The sequence below is a fragment of the Hydrogenophaga sp. 2FB genome, assembly GCF_005503365.1.
Lineage (GTDB): Bacteria > Pseudomonadota > Gammaproteobacteria > Burkholderiales > Burkholderiaceae_C > Hydrogenophaga.
The window spans coordinates 92,179-109,266 of sequence record NZ_SCML01000013.1 but is presented as its reverse complement, the minus strand read 5'-3'; the positions used below and the strand labels follow the sequence as shown (position 1 = coordinate 109,266).

Here is a 17,088-nt window from a genome sequence, read left to right as displayed (position 1 = left end):
TGACCGGGCGCCGCAGCCAACCCAGGCCGCGACAACCGGAGTGGCCGATGCCCCCAGCGCCCGGACGGGCGCCTCATCTAAATGACCTTTGACGATCTGAACCTGGCCCCGGCCATCGTGCAAGCTGTGCGCGAACACGGCTACGAAACCCCCACCCCCATTCAAGTTGAAGCCATCCCGGCCGTGCTGGCCGGGCGCGATCTGCTCGGTGGCGCCCAGACCGGCACCGGCAAGACCGCTGCCTTCACCCTGCCCATGCTGCAGCGCCTCTCCAGCAGCGAACGCAGCAAGAGCCGCTTCGGCGGTGTCGGCATCCGCGCCCTCGTGCTCACCCCCACCCGCGAACTCGCGGCGCAGGTCGAAGAGTCGGTGCGCGTTTACGGCAAACACCTCTCGCTCACATCCACCGTCGTCTTCGGCGGCGTGGGCATGAACCCGCAGATCAACGCCATGAAGCGCGGCGTGGACATCCTCGTGGCCACCCCCGGCCGCCTGCTCGACCTGCAGCAACAAGGCTTCCTGGACCTGTCCACCGTGCAGATGCTGGTGCTTGACGAAGCCGACCGCATGCTCGACATGGGCTTCATCCACGACGTGAAGAAGATCCTCGCGCTGGTGCCCAAGGACAAACAGAGCCTGCTGTTCTCGGCCACCTTCAGCGACGAGATCCGCGATCTGGCCAGCGCCCTGCTCAAGGACCCGCTGCACATCCAGGTCACCCCGCGCAACACCACGGTGCAGCGCATCACCCAGGTGATCCACCCGGTGGGCCGCGGCAAGAAGAAGGCCTTGCTGGTGCACATCATCAACCAGCACAACTGGAGCCAGGTGCTGGTGTTCACGCGCACCAAGTTCGGCGCGAACAACGTGGCCGAGTACCTGAGCAAGAACGGCATCGAGGCGATGGCGCTGCACGGCAACAAGAGCCAGGGCGCGCGCACGCAGGCGCTGGCCGGCTTCAAGAGCGGCGAGATCCGCGCTCTGGTGGCCACCGACATCGCCGCGCGCGGCATCGACATCGACGAGCTGCCGCACGTCGTGAACTACGAAATCCCCAACGTTTGCGAAGACTACGTGCACCGCATCGGCCGCACCGGCCGCGCGGGCAACAGCGGTGAAGCCGTCAACCTCGTGAGCCTGGACGAAGAAGGCTTCATGATGGAGATCGAGCGCTTCACCAAGCAACAGATTCCGGTGCAGATCTTCCAGGAGTTCATGCCCGAGCCCGGCGAAAAGGCCGAGCCCATCGCCATGGGCCGCCAGACCATCTGGGGTGGCGCCGGCAAGCCGCCGAGCCGCGAGGTGATGGCCGCTGCCGCCAAGGCCGCGCGCACCGAAATGCTGACGCGCGTGCGCGAGAAGAAGGCCAGTGACGGCCACCAGGGTCGTGGCAATGGTGGCGGCGGTGGCCAACGCCAGCGCCCAGCCGGTGACGGTGCTCAGGCCGATGGCCCGCGCGGTGACGGCGGCGGTCGCCGTGGTGGCAACGGTGGCGGCCAGCGGGCCAACGGCAATGGCGGCGGTGGCAACGGCCAGCCGCGCCAGGGTCAGCGCCACGGTGGTCAACAGGGCCAACGCCCACCCCGCGACGATCGCGGTCCGCGCCAGGACCGTGGCCCGCGTGACGACAACGAGGGTGGCTCCGAGCGCCAGCCCGGCCCGAATGCCCACCTGGGCAGCCTGCGCATCAAGGAACCGCGTCCACGCGCGGCCAACCCCGGTGGCCAACCGGATCCGCTGCGCACCAGCATCGACGCCATGCGCACCGGCAACCGCGGTGGCAAGGGCGGCGGCGGCGGTGGACGCGGCAATGGCGGTGGTGGCCAACGTGGTGGCGGCGGCGGCGGTGGTGCCGATCCCTTGCGCACCAGCTTCGGCAGGATCCGCTAACGCGCACCGCGCCCTGGGTCGGCCTGCATTTCGCACTACAGTGCGTTCATGCAGCCAGACCTGAACATCTCCGCTTCCAACGCCCCGCTTGCCCTCCCCGGCAACGGGGCGTTGCCACGTTGGACCACCTTGATGGTGGCCACTTGCAACGTGCTCAACCTGGCCTTGCCCGGCCGGCACTTCTACGAAGGGCAACTGCCCTACAGCCAGAACGAGTACGACCGCAAGGTGGACTGGCTGGGCAACCGTTTCAGGGCGCTCAATGCCGACGTGCTCGCGCTGCAGGAGGTGTGGGACGAAGACGCGCTGCGCACGGCCGTGGCGCGCAGCGGTTTGCAATACGGCGTGGTCACCGTGCCCGGCGCGGAAAACGGCCCGGGCTACGCCGGTGCGCAAGGCACGCCGCGTGTGGGCATCGTCACGCGGCTCAAGGTGGAGTCGCTGGAGTCCATCACCGATTTTTCCCCCGCCGCCGCGGTGCAGGTGCCGGGCCTGGGCCTGCACACGCGCTTCGAGCGGGCGCCGCTGGTGGCCACGCTGCGCATGAAACACGGGCAACCCTTGTGCGTCATCACCGCGCACCTCAAGAGCAAGCGGCCGAAGTTTCTGGAAGACGCCAACGGGAAGATCAACGAAGACACGGACGACCCGGCGGTGCAGGCCCTGGCTTCGCTGCGCTCGCTGATCATGCGCGCCAGCGAAGCGCTGGCGCTGCGCCTGAAGGTGGTCGAGTTGCTGCACCGCACGCACCTGCCCCTGGTGCTGATGGGCGACCTCAACGACAGCCCCCACAGCGTGACCACGCAGCTGATCGCGGCCACCTCACAGACGGCCTACGACAAGGGCGCGCGCGATACCGCGCTCTACAGCGCCTGGGATGTGCAGGGTGAGTTCGCGCTGCGCCGCGACGTGGCGTACTCGCACATCCACCAGGGCTTCCCCGAGGTGCTGGACCAGGTGCTGGTGAGCGAGGAGTTTGTGGCCACCAGCCGCGGCGCGATCGGTGACGTGCGGCGCGTGGAGGTGTTCAACGACCACCTGTTCGAAGGCCGTGACCGCAGCCACAGCGACCACGGCTTCGTGCGCGCGCTGCTGCGGCTGCGCCTGCCCGACGGGCCGGCCTCAGCGGCTTGAAGCGGGCGCCGGCGTGCCGGCGCTTTCGCGCATGCGCTGGGCCAGGTGCGCCAGCGCCTCTTCCACCTGATCGACCAGCACCAGGCACAGGTCGCCGGGTTGCAGGCGCGCGAGCGCGGTGTCGATGGCGATGAATTCGCCGCGAATTTCCTGCACCTCGCGGGTGCGGCTGGCACCGTTCAGGCCTTGGCGCAGCAGCGCGAGCACCTCGCCGTCTTCGCGTCCGCGCTGGCAGGCGTCCTGGAACAGCAGCACGTCGTCAAACGCCGCGCCCAGGATCGCCGTCTGTTCGCGGATGTCTTCGTCGCGGCGGTCGCCCGCGCCACTGATGACCACGCTGCGCCGCTTCGCCGGCATGGCGTTCACGGCATCGACCAGCGCGCGCATGGCATCGGGGTTGTGGCCGTAGTCGGCGATCACGGTCGCGCCACGGTAGTCCATCACGTTGAAGCGGCCAGGCGCGTTGTCGGCGTCGTTGGAAAAGCTGGACAGGCCGCGCACGATGGTGTCCCAGTCCAGGCCCGCGCACCAGGCCGCGCCGATGGCGGCCATGACGTTGTCCTTCTGGAACCCGATCGTGCCGTTGCGGGTGATCGGCACGCCCTGCAGCGGAATCTGCACGCGCCAGCTGCCCTCGGTCACGAGGATGCGGTCGCCTTCGACGCAGATGGTGCGCTTGCCTTGCACGCGGTGCGCGGCGAGCACGGGGTGGTCGTGGTCCTGCGCGAAGAAGACCACGCCGCCGGTGCACTTGGCCGCCATGGCCGCGACGATGGGGTCGGCCGCGTTGAGCACGGCATAACCCGTGGGCGCGACGTTCATCACGATCACGCGCTTGAGCACGGCGAGGTCTTCGACGGTGGTGATGTAGTTCAGGCCGAGGTGATCGCCCGCGCCGACGTTGGTGACGACGGCCACCTGGCACTGGTCGAACCCTAGACCCTCGCGCAGCATGCCGCCGCGCGCGGTTTCGAGCACGGCCGCATCCACGTCGGGGTGCATCAGCACGTTGCGCGCGCTCTTGGGGCCGGAACAGTCGCCGCTGTCGATCTGGCGGCCGTCGACGTACACGCCGTCGGTGTTGGTCATGCCCACGCGCATGCCGCTGGCGGCCATGAGGTGCGCGATCAGCCGCGTGGTGGTGGTCTTGCCGTTGGTGCCGGTGACCGCCACCAGCGGGATGCGCCCGTCGTCGCCCTGCTCGTACATGTGCGCGATGATGGCTTCGCCCACCGGGCGGCCTTTGCCGTACGACGGCGAGAGGTGCATGCGCAGGCCGGGCGCGGCGTTGACTTCGACCACGCCGCCGTGCTGCTTTTCCAGCGGTACGTGCACGCTCTCGCAAACCACGTCCACGCCGCAGATGTCCAGCCCCACGGTTTGCGCGGCGGCCACGGCGCGCGCGGCCACATCGGGGTGCATGTCGTCGGTGACGTCGGTGGCGGTGCCGCCCGTGCTCAGGTTGGCGTTGTTGCGCAGCACGACGCGTCGGCCCATCTCGGGCACGGATGCGGGCGTCAAACCTTGCACATCCAGGCGCGCCAGGGCGATGTCGTCGAATCGGATCTTGGTGAGCGAGGTGGCATGGCCATCGCCGCGCTTGGGGTCGGCGTTGACCAGGTCGACCAGCTCGCGCACGGTGTGCTCGCCGTCTCCGATCACGTGCGGCGGGTCACGCCGCGAGGCGGCCGCCACCTTGTTGCCCACGACCAGCAAACGGAAATCGCTGCCCGGCAGGAATTTCTCCACCATCACCTCGCCGTACTCGGCGGCGGCGCGAAAGGCGATGTCCAGGTGTTCGCGGGAGGTGATGTTGACCGTCACGCCCTTGCCCTGGTTGCCGTCCTGCGGCTTGACAACCACAGGCAAGCCGATCTCCTGTGCGACCACCCAGGCGTCATTGGCATCGCCGACCGGCCGACCTTCGGGCACCGGCACACCGGCGGCGGCGAGCAGCGCCTTGGTGAGGTCTTTGTCCTGCGCGATCGATTCGGACACGGCACTCGTGCTGTCCACCTCGGCGGCCCAGATGCGGCGCTGGCGCGAGCCCCAGCCGAATTGCACCAGGCTGCCCGATGTGAGGCGGCGGTAAGGGATGTTGCGCGCCACGGCGGCGTCGACAATGCAGCCGGTGCTGGGGCCCAGGCGCACGTCTTCGTCCAGCGCGCGCAGGCGGGCGATGGCGGCCACCACATCGAAGCCCTGCGGTTCACCCGCGTTGACCGCGGCGAACAATTCCCGCGCGATGTCGAAGGCCAGCCGGCCCACCACCTCTTCGCTGTACTCCGCCACCACCTGGAACACGCCTGGCTCCAGCGTGGTTGATGTGCGGCTGAAGGTCACGGGGCAACCGGCCTGCGCCTGCAGCGCCAGCACGGTGTCTTCCAGCACGTGCGCGAGCGACAGGTGGTCCTGCTGGTTGGTCGGCTGCAGCGGGCCCACCGCAGGAAAGAGTTCGCGCAGCCGCCGTTCGAAATCCGGCAGGGCTTGCAGGTCCATCTCATGCGGCTCGCAGGCGACGATCGCCTCGATGCAGGTGTGGCGGCTCCAGAGATTGGGGCCGCGCAGGGGCCGGATGCGGGAAACGTCCATGACGGAACTTGGGTATGAATGAAAAGAGGAGTGACCGGCGTCTTAGCGCGCCGTGTCCAGGACAGCCGGTTCGGCCGGTTCGGGTGCCACGCCAGCGCCGAGACCCGAGGTCTCGATACCCGCCGCCATGAGTTCGGGCGAGACCGACAGCGCCCACGCAGCGGCGGCCACGGCCATCAAGGTGTGCAAGCCGAGCGACTGCACCAGCCCTTGCACCATGGGCGCATCCAGGCGCACGCGGTGCGTCTTGTGCGGGCCTTCGGCCAGCACCAGCGCGGCCCCCGACACGTACACCGTGCGCGAGCCGGCAGCGCGGTGCTGCGCCAGCGCGGGCGATTCGGCATCGAGCCCATAGAGGATCACGTCGCCGTCGCACAACTCGGCCATTTGCAGCACGCGGGCATCGTCGGCGTTGAGCACGGCCACGCCATCGGGCAACACCACGTCGACCTGGGTGCGCAGCACGCGGTAGAGCTGGTCGACGTTGTGCACGTCGTGCCGCTCCAGGCCCTGGATGTCGTCCAGGTCCGTCACCACGCCCACGGCGCAGCGGTCGTAGGCCAGGCCGTCGTCGAGGATGACGGCCGGACCGTTTTCCAGCACGACGGTGTCGATCTCGCGGTTCATCAGCAGGCGCCGGCCGGCTTCCCAGTGGGCGCTGGACCGGGCGTCGACCTTGCGGTTGCCCAGGAACAGACCGTCCTGGCAGGCCAGGCCGACCTGGTAACCGCTCAGGTGCAGCATCCAGGCCACCAGCCGCGCGATGGCGTTGCCATGGCGCGAGCCGGCGATGCCGACGATGGGCACGCGGCCATTGCCGCCGTCGTCGAACAGGTGGTCGACGATGGCGCGCCCGACCGGGCGCGAGAGGCCGGTGGCCGGCTTGAGGTGCATGAGCAGCCCCGGGCCGGCGTTCACCTCCACCACCGCCCCACCCTGGGCCTGCAACGGACGGCGGATGTCTTGCGCCACCAGATCGACCCCCGCCACGTCCAGCCCCACGACGCGCGCGGCCAGCGAAACGGCGTGCGCGACTTCGGGGTGCACGTCATCGGTGCAGTCGATGGCCACATTGCCGTTGCGTTGCACCATCACGCGCCGGCCGGCGGCGGGCACGGCGTCGCCGGACAGGCCCTGGCGCTCGATCAGCAGGCGCATGACGGGCTCGCGGTCCAGGTGAATGGTTTCCAACGGGAATTCTTCGGCCTCGCCACGGCGCGGGTCGCTGTTGAGCTGGCTGTCGATGAGCTGCGTCACGGTGGAGCGGCCATCGCCCACCACCGACAGGGTTTCGCCGCGCGCGGCCGCGACCACGCGGCCACCCACCACCAGAAGGCGGTGTTCGTCGCCCAGCACATAGCGCTCGACGATGACCTCGCTGCCCTCGGCATCGGCCACCTCGAAGGCTTTTTCGATGTCGGCGCGTTCGGACAGATCGAGGCTCACACCCCGGCCATGGTTGGCGTCCGACGGCTTGACCACCACCGGCAGGCCGATCTCCTGCGCGGCTTCCCAGGCGGCGGCCGGGCTGTCGACCACCTGGCCTTCGGGCACGGGCACGCCGCACGAGGCCAACAGGCCCTTGGTGAGGTCTTTGTCGTGCGCGATGTTGCCGGCGATGGCGCTGGTGCGGTCGGTTTCGGCCGTCCAGATGCGGCGCTGGCGTCGGCCATGGCCCAGTTGGACCAGGTTGCCTTCGTTCAGGCGCAGGTGCGGAATGCCTCGATCTGTCGCGGCCGCGACAATGGACGCGGTGCTGGGACCGAGGTAACTGTCGTCGATCTGCTCGACCAGGCGCGCCACGGCGGCGGGCACGTCGAACGGGGGTTCGCTGTCGGGCTGGCCGATGGCGGCCAGCAGCAAGGCATGCGCTTCCTGGAGCGCGGCGCGGGCCACGGCCTCGTCTCGGGCGCGAAACACCATGCGGTAGACGCCGCGTTTCGTGGTTTCGCGCGTCTGGCCGAACCCGGTGGGCATGCCCGCGAGGTTCAGCAGCTCGATGACGACGTGCTCAAGGATGTGACCGGCCCAGGTGCCTTCGCGCAGGCGCTCGATGAAGCCGCCGCGCTCGCCCACACCGCAGTGGTGTTCGACCAGCGCAGGCAGCCAGGCGATCAGGCGATCGGTGAGGCCGGGCAGTTTGTTGGACGGGAAATCTTCCAGATCGCCAAGATCCAGCCAGACTTCGAGGACCGAACGGTAGGTCCAGATGTTGGGGCCGCGCAGGTAGTTGACGCGCAGCAACGTGATGTCGTGTTTAGAGCTCATGTCTCCGACGGGACGCAGGGTTTTGGCGGCCGGGTGTAGCACCGGCCAGGCTTCACAAGAACTTCAATGCCATCAGCAGTCACGGGCTCGACATCGGTGAAAATGCAAGGCTCCCTTGTGGGAGCATGCCGTTCTTCGCGGTCGACGCCACGCTGTCATCTTCACCATGCTTTCACACTTTCCAGCTGATCCCTCAGCTCCAGCAGCCGACCCTGCACAGGACGCCTTGCGGCCCGCATCAACCCAGCTGGGGGGCGATGATAGCGCTGTCGCCTCGTTGTCGCTGGACTTGCACAGCGATTTAACTTTCCGTAACCAAACGCTGTTGCTAAGCCGCCAAAAGTTCACGCTTGGTGACAAAGTCTGGCCGCTCTCCTCGGATATGGAACTTCGCCTGAGCGACCACGCCGGCGTGGGCATGCTCGAGCTGTGCGATGCCGGCGGCCGGCTGGCCGTCTGGCGCTTCACCATGGCCGAGCACAACCGGGCCGCGCGCCTGGTCGAGCAGTTCCGGCGCGTGATGGCGCAACGGGTGCAGACCGCCGAGCAGGCGCTGGACGAACCCGCCCGCATCTGCCCCCAGTGCCAGGCGATCCTGCCGCCCGACAGCGACGAATGCCCCGAATGCGCGCGCGACGCCCAGGCGCCACCCCCCTCCACCTGGGTGCTGCTGCGCCTGTGGCGCTTCGCCAGGCCGTACCGCTGGACGCTGCTCACCGGCTTCCTGCTCACCCTGGCGTCCACCGCCGCCACCCTGGTGCCGCCCTACCTGACCATTCCGCTGATGGACCGGGTGCTGATCCCGTTCCAGAACGGCCAGGACATCGACACCACGCTGGTACTGATGCTGCTGGGCGGCCTGCTGGGTTCCGCCCTGCTCGCCTGGAGCCTGGGCTGGGCTCGCACCTGGCTGCTGGCGCTGGTGTCCGAGCGCATCAGCTCGGATCTGCGCACCACCACGTTCGACCACCTGCTCGAACTCTCGCTCGACTACTTCGGCAGCAAACGCACGGGCGACCTGATCGCGCGCATCGGCAGCGAAACCGACCGCATCAGCGTCTTTCTGTCGCTGCATGCGCTCGATTTCATCACCGACGTGCTGATGATCACCATGACGGCGGTGATCCTGTTCTCCATCAACCCCTGGCTGGCGCTGGCCACGCTGGTGCCCCTGCCCTTCATCGGCTGGCTGATCCACCTCGTGCGCGACCGCCTGCGCACCGGCTTCGAGAAGATCGACCGCGTCTGGGGCGAGGTCACCAATGTGCTGGCCGACACCATTCCGGGCATCCGAGTGGTCAAGGCCTTCGCCCAGGAAGCGCGCGAAGCCAAACGCTTCAAGCGCGCCAACGAGCACAACCTGGCCGTCAACGACCGCATCAACAAGACCTGGTCGCTGTTCACCCCCACCGTCACCCTGCTCACCGAATTCGGCCTGCTGGTGGTGTGGGCCTTCGGCATCTGGCTGGTGAGCCAGAGCAACATCACGGTGGGCGTGCTCACCGCCTTCATTGCCTACATCGGGCGCTTCTATGGCCGGCTCGACTCGATGAGCCGCATCGTCTCGGTCACGCAGAAGGCCGCTTCAGGCGCCAAGCGCATCTTCGACATCCTCGACCACGTCTCCAACGTGCCCGAGCCCACGGCACCCGTGCCGCTGAAACGCGTGCAGGGCGGCCTGCAGATGGAGGGCGTGAGCTTCCGTTATGGCAGCCGCACGGTGATCCGCAACCTGAGCCTGGACATCCTGCCCGGCGAGATGATCGGTCTGGTGGGGCACAGCGGCTCGGGCAAGAGCACGCTGGTGAACCTGCTGTGCCGCTTCTACGATGTGAGCGAAGGCGCGATCCGCATCGACGGCACCGACATCCGCCGCGTCGGCGTGGCCGACTTCCGCCGCCACATCGGCCTGGTGCTGCAGGAGCCCTTCCTGTTCTTCGGCACCATCGCCGAGAACATCGCCTACGGCAAACCGGGCGCCACGCGCACCGAAATCGTCGCCGCCGCGCGCGCCGCGCACGCGCACGAATTCATCCTGCGCCTGCCGCAGGGCTACGACTCGCTGGTGGGCGAGCGCGGCCAGGGCCTTTCGGGCGGTGAGCGCCAGCGCATCAGCATCGCGCGCGCGCTGCTGATCGACCCACGCATCCTGATCCTGGACGAAGCCACCTCGTCGGTGGACACCGAGACCGAGAAAGAAATCCAGAAGGCGCTGGACAACCTGGTGCAGGGCCGCACCACCATTGCCATCGCGCACCGCCTCTCCACCCTGCGCAAGGCCGACCGGCTGGTGGTGATGGACCGCGGCCAGGTGGTCGAGATCGGCCCGCACGACGAATTGATAGCGCTGCGCGGCGCGTACTGGCGGCTGTACGAAGCGCAGGCGCGCAAGGAGCAAGAGGCCGCCGCCCTGCTCGACGCCGACACACCCCAGGACGACGACGCATGAGCACCCCGACCCCAACGCCCACCTGGCGTTTGCAACGCAACGCCTTCGCCCGCCTGGTGCTCACCGACGAAGCCGGTGTCGAGCACGTCGGCGTGGTGCCCGTGCGCGCCTTCCCGATCGGCGCGCCCGACGAAGGCGTGTCGCTGGTGGGCAGCGACGGCCACGAACTGGTGTGGGTCGATCACCTCTCGGCGCTGCCGGCAGACCTGCGCCAGTTGCTGGAAGCAGAACTCGCACAGCGCGAGTTCACGCCGGTGATCCAGCGCATCGACTCGGCCTCCACCTTCTCCACGCCCAGCACCTGGCACGTGACCACCGACCGCGGCGCCACCAGCTTCGTGCTGCGCAGCGAGGACGACATCCGCCGACTGGAAGGCCAGGCGCTGCTGATCCTGAGCAGCCACGGCGTGACGTTCACGGTGCGCGACCGCAGCGCGCTGGATGCGCACTCGCGCCGGCTACTGGATCGTTTTCTTTAAGCCGCCTACAGGTCCAGCACCAGCCGGGGCGACAGCGAGCGCGAGCAGCAGGGCAGAAAACAGTTGTTCTGTGCCTGTTCGTCGGGCGAGAGGTACATGTCCCGGTGCTCGGGCTGGCCGTCGAGCACGCGTGTGAGGCAGGTGCCACACACGCCTTGCTCGCAGGAGGTGGCCACCACCACCCCGGCATCCGCCAGTGCCTGCGCCGCCGTGCGAGACGGCGGAACAGAGATCACACGGCCGGAACTCGCCAACTGGATCTCGAACGCGCCATCGTCCTCGGACGCCACGACGGTGGACGCAAAGTACTCATAGTGCACATGGTCGTCGGCCCAGCCCAGCCGCTTCGCGGTGCCGATCACGGCGTCCATGAAACCTTTGGGGCCGCAGACGTAGAGATGCACACCGGGGGTCGGTTGCGCCAGCAGCGCTTCCAGGTCGGCGCCCTGCTCGTCGTCGTGGTGAAACCGCACCCGCGGTGCAAAGCCCGACCGAAGAATGCGTTCGCGAAAGGCGGTGCGCTCGCGCGAACGGGTGCAGTAGTGCAGATCGAAGTCGGCCTGCACCGTCGCCAGGCGTTCGGCCATGCAGAGCAAGGGCGTGATGCCAATGCCCCCGGCCAGCAACAACGACTTCTTCGCGTTCGGCTGCAACTCGAAGTGGTTGCGCGGGCGGCTGATCGACAGCGTTTCCCCGACGCGGATCTGCTCGTGCACCGCGCGCGAGCCTCCGCGAGAGCCCGGGTCCTTGAGTACCGCGATGAGGTAGCGGTGGCTTTCGGTCGGGTCGTTGCACAGCGAGTACTGCCGCACGAGCCCGTTGGGCAGGTGGACGTCGACATGGCTGCCGGCCGAGAACGCAGGCAGCGCATCGCCTTGCGCATCCACCAGTTCAAGGGCGCAGATGTCCAGGGCTTCGGTGGACTTGCGGGCGACCCGCACGCTCAGGCTGGCATTCGTCATGCGGTGGCCACTCCTCAGATGCTGTAGGTTTCGTAGGTCGATGGATGGAACAGTTCAGCCACATCCATCTGCCGCGCCGACAGGCCTTGCGAGTGGTGGTGGCGCACAAAGGCCTCCAGTGTCTTGCGCGACGCGGCCACGCCATAGGGCCAGTAGTCCTCACCCATCACCGACTTGGCGGCCTTGAGCTGTTCTTCGACGAAAGGCAGCGTGACCTTGGTGGCGGAGGTGTCTCCTAGCAGATCGAGGGCGGCGCTCTTGGCTTGCGAGAAGGCCTTGAAGACGGCCATGGGCAACCACGGGTGTTGCGCCGCCAGCTCTTTGCGAATGCCCACCACGTGCATGATCGGGAACACACCGGTGCGCTGGTAATACGCCTTGGCGGTGGCGGTGGGATCGTCGAACAGCCAACCAATGTTCGGGTTGCGCAAGGCCACGGCGTTGGGCGGGCGCGGCCCGATGAAGCCATCGATCTCGCCACGGTCGAGCAAGGCCGAGATGGTCTGGCCTTCGGGTGCGCTTTCCACCCGGATGTCGGGCGGCAGCTGCAAGGCAATTTTCTCGGGCCGGGAAGGCGTGTCGATGCCGCCGCGCACCCAGGTCACGTCGCGCGGATGCACGCCATGGTCGTCCTCCAGAATCGCGCGCGCCCAAACGTTGGCGGTCAACTGGTACTCGGGCAGTCCGATGCGCTTGCCCTTCAAATCCTCGGGCCGCTGGATGCGGTCCTTGCGCACATAGATGGACGTGTGGCGAAAGGCGCGCGACACGAACACCGGCACCGCGATGTAGGGGCACTCACCGCGCGTGTGCTTCACGAGGTAACTCGAAAACGAGAGCTCCGTGATGTCGAAGTCCTGGCTGCGCATGGCCCGAAAGAACATCTCTTCCGGATTGAGCAGCATGTAGACGGGGTCCACCCCATCGATCTGGACGCGCCCATCAAAGAGCGGTCGCGTGCGGTCGTAGTCGCCCATGGCGACGGAAAGTCGAAGCTTGTTCATGCGAAATCGGTGTGGGTGTGGCTGTGGGTGCGCGATCAGGGTTTGCGGGTGGAACCGAGCGACTTCACAAGGGGTGTCCAGCGGTCGATCTCGCTCTGCACGTAACGCGTGAACGTGGTCGCATCCCAGTCCTGCGACTCGATGCCTTCCTGCTCCATCAGCTTGCGCACCGGCTCGCTCTTCATGCCACGGCGCACTTCCGCGTTGATCTTCTCGACCAGGGCGGGCGCCATGCCGGGCGGGCCCGACAGCGAGAACCAGGTGGTCGCGTTGAGCTCCGGGTAACCCGCCTCGGCGAAAGTCGGAACCCCGGGAAGGTCTGCCGAGCGCTTGGGTGAGGTGATGGCCAGTGCCTTGATCTTGCCGGAGCGGATGAAGGAGCTGGCCGAGGTGTAGGTGATGAAGGCCGCGGGAATCTGGCCACCCGCCAGGTCGGCCACGGCCGGTGCCGCGCCCTTGTAGCCGATATGGGTCTGCGCGTACTTGGCCCGCTGCGCGAACAACTGGCCAATGAGTTCGCCATGCGTGCCCTGCCCTGGCGATCCCCAGGTGAGCCCGCCGGGTTGTTGCTGCACCAGCGCCACGAACTCCTTGAGCGTGTTGACCTGCATCGAAGGATGCACCACCAGCACGGTGGCAGGGCCGCCCAGCATGGCGATGTGCGTGAAGTCCGCCATGGGCTGGAGGGTCTTGACTTCGACGGGTGCGATGACGTGCGAGCCGATGCCAGAGACCACCAGCGTGTAGCCATCGGGTGGCGTCTTGGCCACCTGGCTCGATCCGATCGTGCCCCCACCACCCGGACGGTTGTCGATCACGAACGGCTGCTTGAACGCCGTCTGCAAGTGCAGGCCAATGGCCCGGCCCAGCGTGTCGGAAGAGCCGCCCGCCGCGTACGGCACGACGATGCGCACCGGCTTGGTGGGCCAGCTGGCCACGTCGCTGGATTGCGCGCCGACAGCGCCGGCGCCCATGGCAACGGCACAGAACAAAAGCGAAGAAGAGAGTTTGCGAACCATCGTTGTCTCCAAAAAATGTGGGGCTTGCTTCGACCTGCGAATGACTTTATCATCGTTCCACATGCAGGCAAACAGTTCTTTTATGTGGAACAGGAGATAAACCGATGTTGAAGAAAGAGCAGAACGAATTGGTCACGCGCACCAGCGCGGGCACCCCCATGGGCGAGATGTTTCGCCGCTATTGGCTGCCGGCCTTGTTGTCGGAAGAGCTGGCCGAACGCGACGGCCCGCCGGTGCGCGTGCAGTTGCTCGGCGAGCGCCTGATCGCCATCCGCGACACGCAGGGTCGCCTGGGTGTGATGGACGAGTTCTGTGCCCACCGTGGTGTTTCACTCTGGTTTGGCCGCAACGAAGAGAGCGGCCTGCGCTGCCCGTACCACGGCTGGAAGTACGACGTGTCGGGCCGGTGCGTGGACGTGCCGTCCGAGCCCGAAGGCAGCCGCTTGTGCGAGCGCATCGCGCTCAAGTCCTACCCGCTGATCGAGCGCGGCGGCGTCATCTGGATCTACATGGGGCCGCCCGAACTGCAGCCACCACCACCCGAATGGGAATTCGCGACCGTGCCCGCCGAGCAGAGCTTCACGTCCAAGCGCGTGCAGGAATGCAACTGGCTGCAGGCGCTCGAAGGTGGCATCGATTCGAGCCACGTCTCGTTCCTGCACAGCGGCGGCCTCAACACCGACCCGCTGTTCAAAGGCGCCAAGGGCAACGAATACAACATGAACGACCTGCGCCCGCAGTTCGAGGTGACCGATGCCGAAGGCGGGCTCTTCATCGGCGTGCGCCGCAAGGCCGAGCCGGGCTCGCTCTACTGGCGCATCACGCCGTGGATCATGCCGTGCTTCACCATGGTGCCGCCGCGCGGCGACCATCCGGTGCACGGGCATTTCTGGGTGCCCATCGACGACGAAAACTGCTGGGCCTGGAGCTTCGACTACCACCCCACGCGCGCCCTGAAAGACAGCGAGGTGCAGGCCATGAAGGACGGCGCCGGCATCCATTGCAAGTACGTGCCGGGCACCTACATTCCCCTGGCCAACAAGTCCAACGACTACCTGATGGACCGCGCGAAGCAGCGCACGGGCGAGCTCTACAGCGGTGTGGAAAGCATCGCCATCCAGGACTCGTCGCTGCAGGAAAGCATGGGCCCGATCCAGGACCGCACCCGCGAGCACCTGACCGGCACCGACCGCGGCATCGTGCAGGCGCGCCGTCGCCTGATCGCGGCGGCCACGGCGCTGGCCGAATCCGGCACCGCGCCACCCGGCAACGAACCGCACGTGCAGAAGGTGCGTTCGGCCGCCGTCGTGTTGCCCGAGGGCCAACCCTTCCAGGAAGCCGCGCGCGAAGCCTTGCGCGCGGAGCCCGGCAAACCGCACGCCACGGTATGAGCGAAACACGTTCCGTGAGGGCTGCCGTGGCGGTGGCGGTCGGCCGCACCGAGATCCAGGACATCGAGGTGCCCGCGACCGATGCCAGTTCGGGCACGCTGCGCGTGGCCATCACCGGCGTGTGCGGCAGCGACTGGGGTTACTACCAGAACCTGCCCCGCTCGCGCGGCCCCTTGATCCTGGGCCACGAGACGGTCGGCCATGTCGAGACGCTCGGCGCGCTCGCCGCGCAGCGCTGGAGCGTGAAGGAAGGCGACCTCGTGGCGCTCGAAGAGTACCTGCCCTGCGGCCACTGCGAGTACTGCCGCTCGGGCGACTTCCGCCTGTGCAACGCGACCGACTGGCGCCTGGGCGGCATGCGCTACGGCGCCACCGCGCTCAACGTGGCGCCGGGCCTGTGGGGTGGCTACGCGCAGGTGCAGCACCTGCACGCCAACACCGTGTTCCACCGCGTGCCGTCGGGCGTGTCGCCGCGGCATGCGGCCCTGGCGCTGCCGATCTCCAACGGCATCGAATGGGCCTACCTGCAAGGTGGCGCCGGGCCTGGGCAGACGGTGGTGATCCAGGGGCCGGGGCAACAGGGCCTGGCGTGTGTGGTCGCGGCGCGCGAGGCCGGTGCGGAGTGCGTGATCCTCACCGGGCTGTCGAACGAAACCGATCGCCGCCGCCTCGCGCTGGCGCGCGAGTTGGGCGCACACCACACGATCGACATCGAGCAGGACGACCTGCTGGAGACCGTGGCCGACATCACCGGTGGGCGCATGGCCGATCTGGTGATCGATTGCGCCTCGGGTGGGCCGGGCTCGGTCACGAGCGCGATGCAACTGGCGCGCAAGAAGGGCACGGTGATCCTGGGTGGCCAGAAACGGCGGCCCATTCCCGAGTTCGACAGCGACCGGATCATCGCCAACTTCCTGACGGTCAAAGGCATGCGTGGGCACTCCTATGCTTCGGTGGAGCTCGCACTGCAGCTCATCGCAGGCAATCGCCATAATGTGACGGCGATGAGTACGCACACCTTCTCTCTCGACGAGACGGACCTGGCCTTGAGATCGTTGGTCGGTGACGGCGTCGAGGGAGCCATCCACATGACCATCAACCCGCATCAGTGAGCAATACCGAGAAATCCGGCGAGAGCCGCAACCTGTCTTCCGTGGCGGCAGCCTTGAGGCTGCTGAAGACCTTCACGGCCGAAGAGCCCGAGCTGGGCATCACCGCGCTGTCCAAGCGCCTCGGGGTCGCCAAGAGCACTGTGCACCGGCTGGCGGTCACCTTGGTATCCGAAGGATTTCTCGAGCAGAACCCGGCCGATGGCCGCTACCGCCTGGGTCTGCTGCTCTTTTCGATGGGCACGCTCGTGCGCCGCCGCATGGACGTGGCCGAAGAAGCGGCGCCACTGCTGCACACCTTGTGCGAGCAAAGCGGCGAGACCGTGCATCTGGCGGTGCTGCACGGCAGCGAGATCCTGTACCTGCGCAACATCGAGAGCCGGCACGCCATCCGCCCCCGCTCGTACCTGGGCGTGCGCAAGCCGGCCTTTTGCACCAGCGAAGGCCGCGCGCTGCTGGCCTTCAGCCCACCGATGCTGATCGCCAACGCCTTGCGCGCCGACCTGCAACCGCGCACCGCGCACACCGTGGTGGGCAAGGCCGAGCTGCAACGGCTGCTGAGCGAGGTGCGCGAGAGCGGCCATGCGATCGACGACGAGGAAAGCGAAGACGGCATGCGCGGCGTGGCCGCCCCCATCTTTGATGCCAACGGCAACGTGTTGGCGGCCGTGGGCCTCGTGGCCCCCACGCAGCGCCTGACCAAACAGAAGCTGCGCGGCATCATTCCCATGGTGACCGAAACGGCGCAATTGATTTCGTCGCGCCTGGGATACGAAGCGGACTGAAACGCC

Annotated in this window: 12 protein-coding genes; 7 read left to right on the top strand and 5 right to left on the bottom strand. The window is 67.6% G+C overall.

The window, feature by feature from the left end:
* Positions 1-81: 81 nt before the first annotated feature.
* Both FFS09_RS10270 and FFS09_RS10265 read left to right on the top strand, forming a co-directional pair.
* On the top strand, positions 82-1,890 hold the full coding sequence (locus FFS09_RS10270; protein ID WP_137918772.1) for a DEAD/DEAH box helicase: 1,809 nt from the start codon (positions 82-84) through the stop codon (positions 1,888-1,890).
* Between the two features lie 132 nt (positions 1,891-2,022).
* Positions 2,023-3,024 (top strand): endonuclease/exonuclease/phosphatase family protein, encoded by a 1,002-nt coding sequence (locus FFS09_RS10265; protein ID WP_252374318.1) that lies wholly within the window; start codon positions 2,023-2,025, stop codon positions 3,022-3,024.
* Here the strand turns inward: FFS09_RS10265 and cphA are convergent.
* The gene (gene cphA, locus FFS09_RS10260; RefSeq protein WP_137918770.1) at positions 3,013-5,616 is read right to left on the bottom strand and encodes a cyanophycin synthetase; all 2,604 of its coding nucleotides are present in this window, start codon (positions 5,614-5,616) and stop codon (positions 3,013-3,015) included. The genes FFS09_RS10265 and cphA overlap by 12 nt on opposite strands.
* Before the next feature lie 42 nt (positions 5,617-5,658).
* Positions 5,659-7,884, bottom strand: coding sequence for a cyanophycin synthetase (locus tag FFS09_RS10255; protein WP_137918769.1), 2,226 nt, complete (start codon positions 7,882-7,884; stop codon positions 5,659-5,661).
* Between the two features lie 166 nt (positions 7,885-8,050).
* On the opposite strand from FFS09_RS10255, the gene FFS09_RS10250 reads away from it, so the two are divergent.
* Together FFS09_RS10250 and FFS09_RS10245 are read left to right on the top strand one after the other, a co-directional pair.
* Entirely contained in the window at positions 8,051-10,333 is a 2,283-nt protein-coding gene (locus FFS09_RS10250; protein WP_137918768.1) for a cyanophycin metabolism-associated ABC transporter, read from the top strand.
* Positions 10,330-10,812 carry a cyanophycin metabolism-associated DUF1854 family protein gene (locus FFS09_RS10245; protein WP_137918767.1) on the top strand — a complete coding sequence of 161 codons (483 nt, stop codon included), beginning with the start codon at positions 10,330-10,332 and terminating at the stop codon, positions 10,810-10,812. Before FFS09_RS10250 ends, FFS09_RS10245 begins: the two co-directional genes overlap by 4 nt.
* Positions 10,813-10,817: 5 nt before the next feature.
* Here the strand turns inward: FFS09_RS10245 and FFS09_RS10240 are convergent, their stop codons facing one another.
* The 3 genes from FFS09_RS10240 to FFS09_RS10230 are packed head-to-tail and all read right to left on the bottom strand — an operon-like array spanning position 10,818 to position 13,797.
* Entirely contained in the window at positions 10,818-11,774 is a 957-nt protein-coding gene (locus FFS09_RS10240; protein WP_137918766.1) for a PDR/VanB family oxidoreductase, read from the bottom strand.
* Positions 11,775-11,788: 14 nt separating this feature from the next.
* Entirely contained in the window at positions 11,789-12,778 is a 990-nt protein-coding gene (locus FFS09_RS10235) for a PhnD/SsuA/transferrin family substrate-binding protein (RefSeq protein ID WP_137918765.1), read from the bottom strand.
* Positions 12,779-12,813: 35 nt separating this feature from the next.
* Entirely contained in the window at positions 12,814-13,797 is a 984-nt protein-coding gene (locus tag FFS09_RS10230; protein ID WP_171019959.1) for a Bug family tripartite tricarboxylate transporter substrate binding protein, read from the bottom strand.
* Between the two features lie 104 nt (positions 13,798-13,901).
* On the opposite strand from FFS09_RS10230, the gene FFS09_RS10225 reads away from it, so the two are divergent.
* Genes FFS09_RS10225 through FFS09_RS10215 form a run of 3 tightly spaced genes read left to right on the top strand, consistent with a single transcriptional unit; the run spans position 13,902 to position 17,082 of the window.
* Entirely contained in the window at positions 13,902-15,188 is a 1,287-nt protein-coding gene (locus tag FFS09_RS10225) for an aromatic ring-hydroxylating dioxygenase subunit alpha (protein ID WP_137918763.1), read from the top strand.
* On the top strand, positions 15,185-16,300 hold the full coding sequence (locus FFS09_RS10220; RefSeq protein WP_137918762.1) for a zinc-dependent alcohol dehydrogenase: 1,116 nt from the start codon (positions 15,185-15,187) through the stop codon (positions 16,298-16,300). Before FFS09_RS10225 ends, FFS09_RS10220 begins: the two co-directional genes overlap by 4 nt.
* Positions 16,297-17,082: an IclR family transcriptional regulator gene (locus tag FFS09_RS10215; protein WP_137918761.1), complete on the top strand. Its 786-nt coding sequence runs from the start codon at positions 16,297-16,299 to the stop codon at positions 17,080-17,082. Before FFS09_RS10220 ends, FFS09_RS10215 begins: the two co-directional genes overlap by 4 nt.
* Positions 17,083-17,088: the final 6 nt, after the last annotated feature.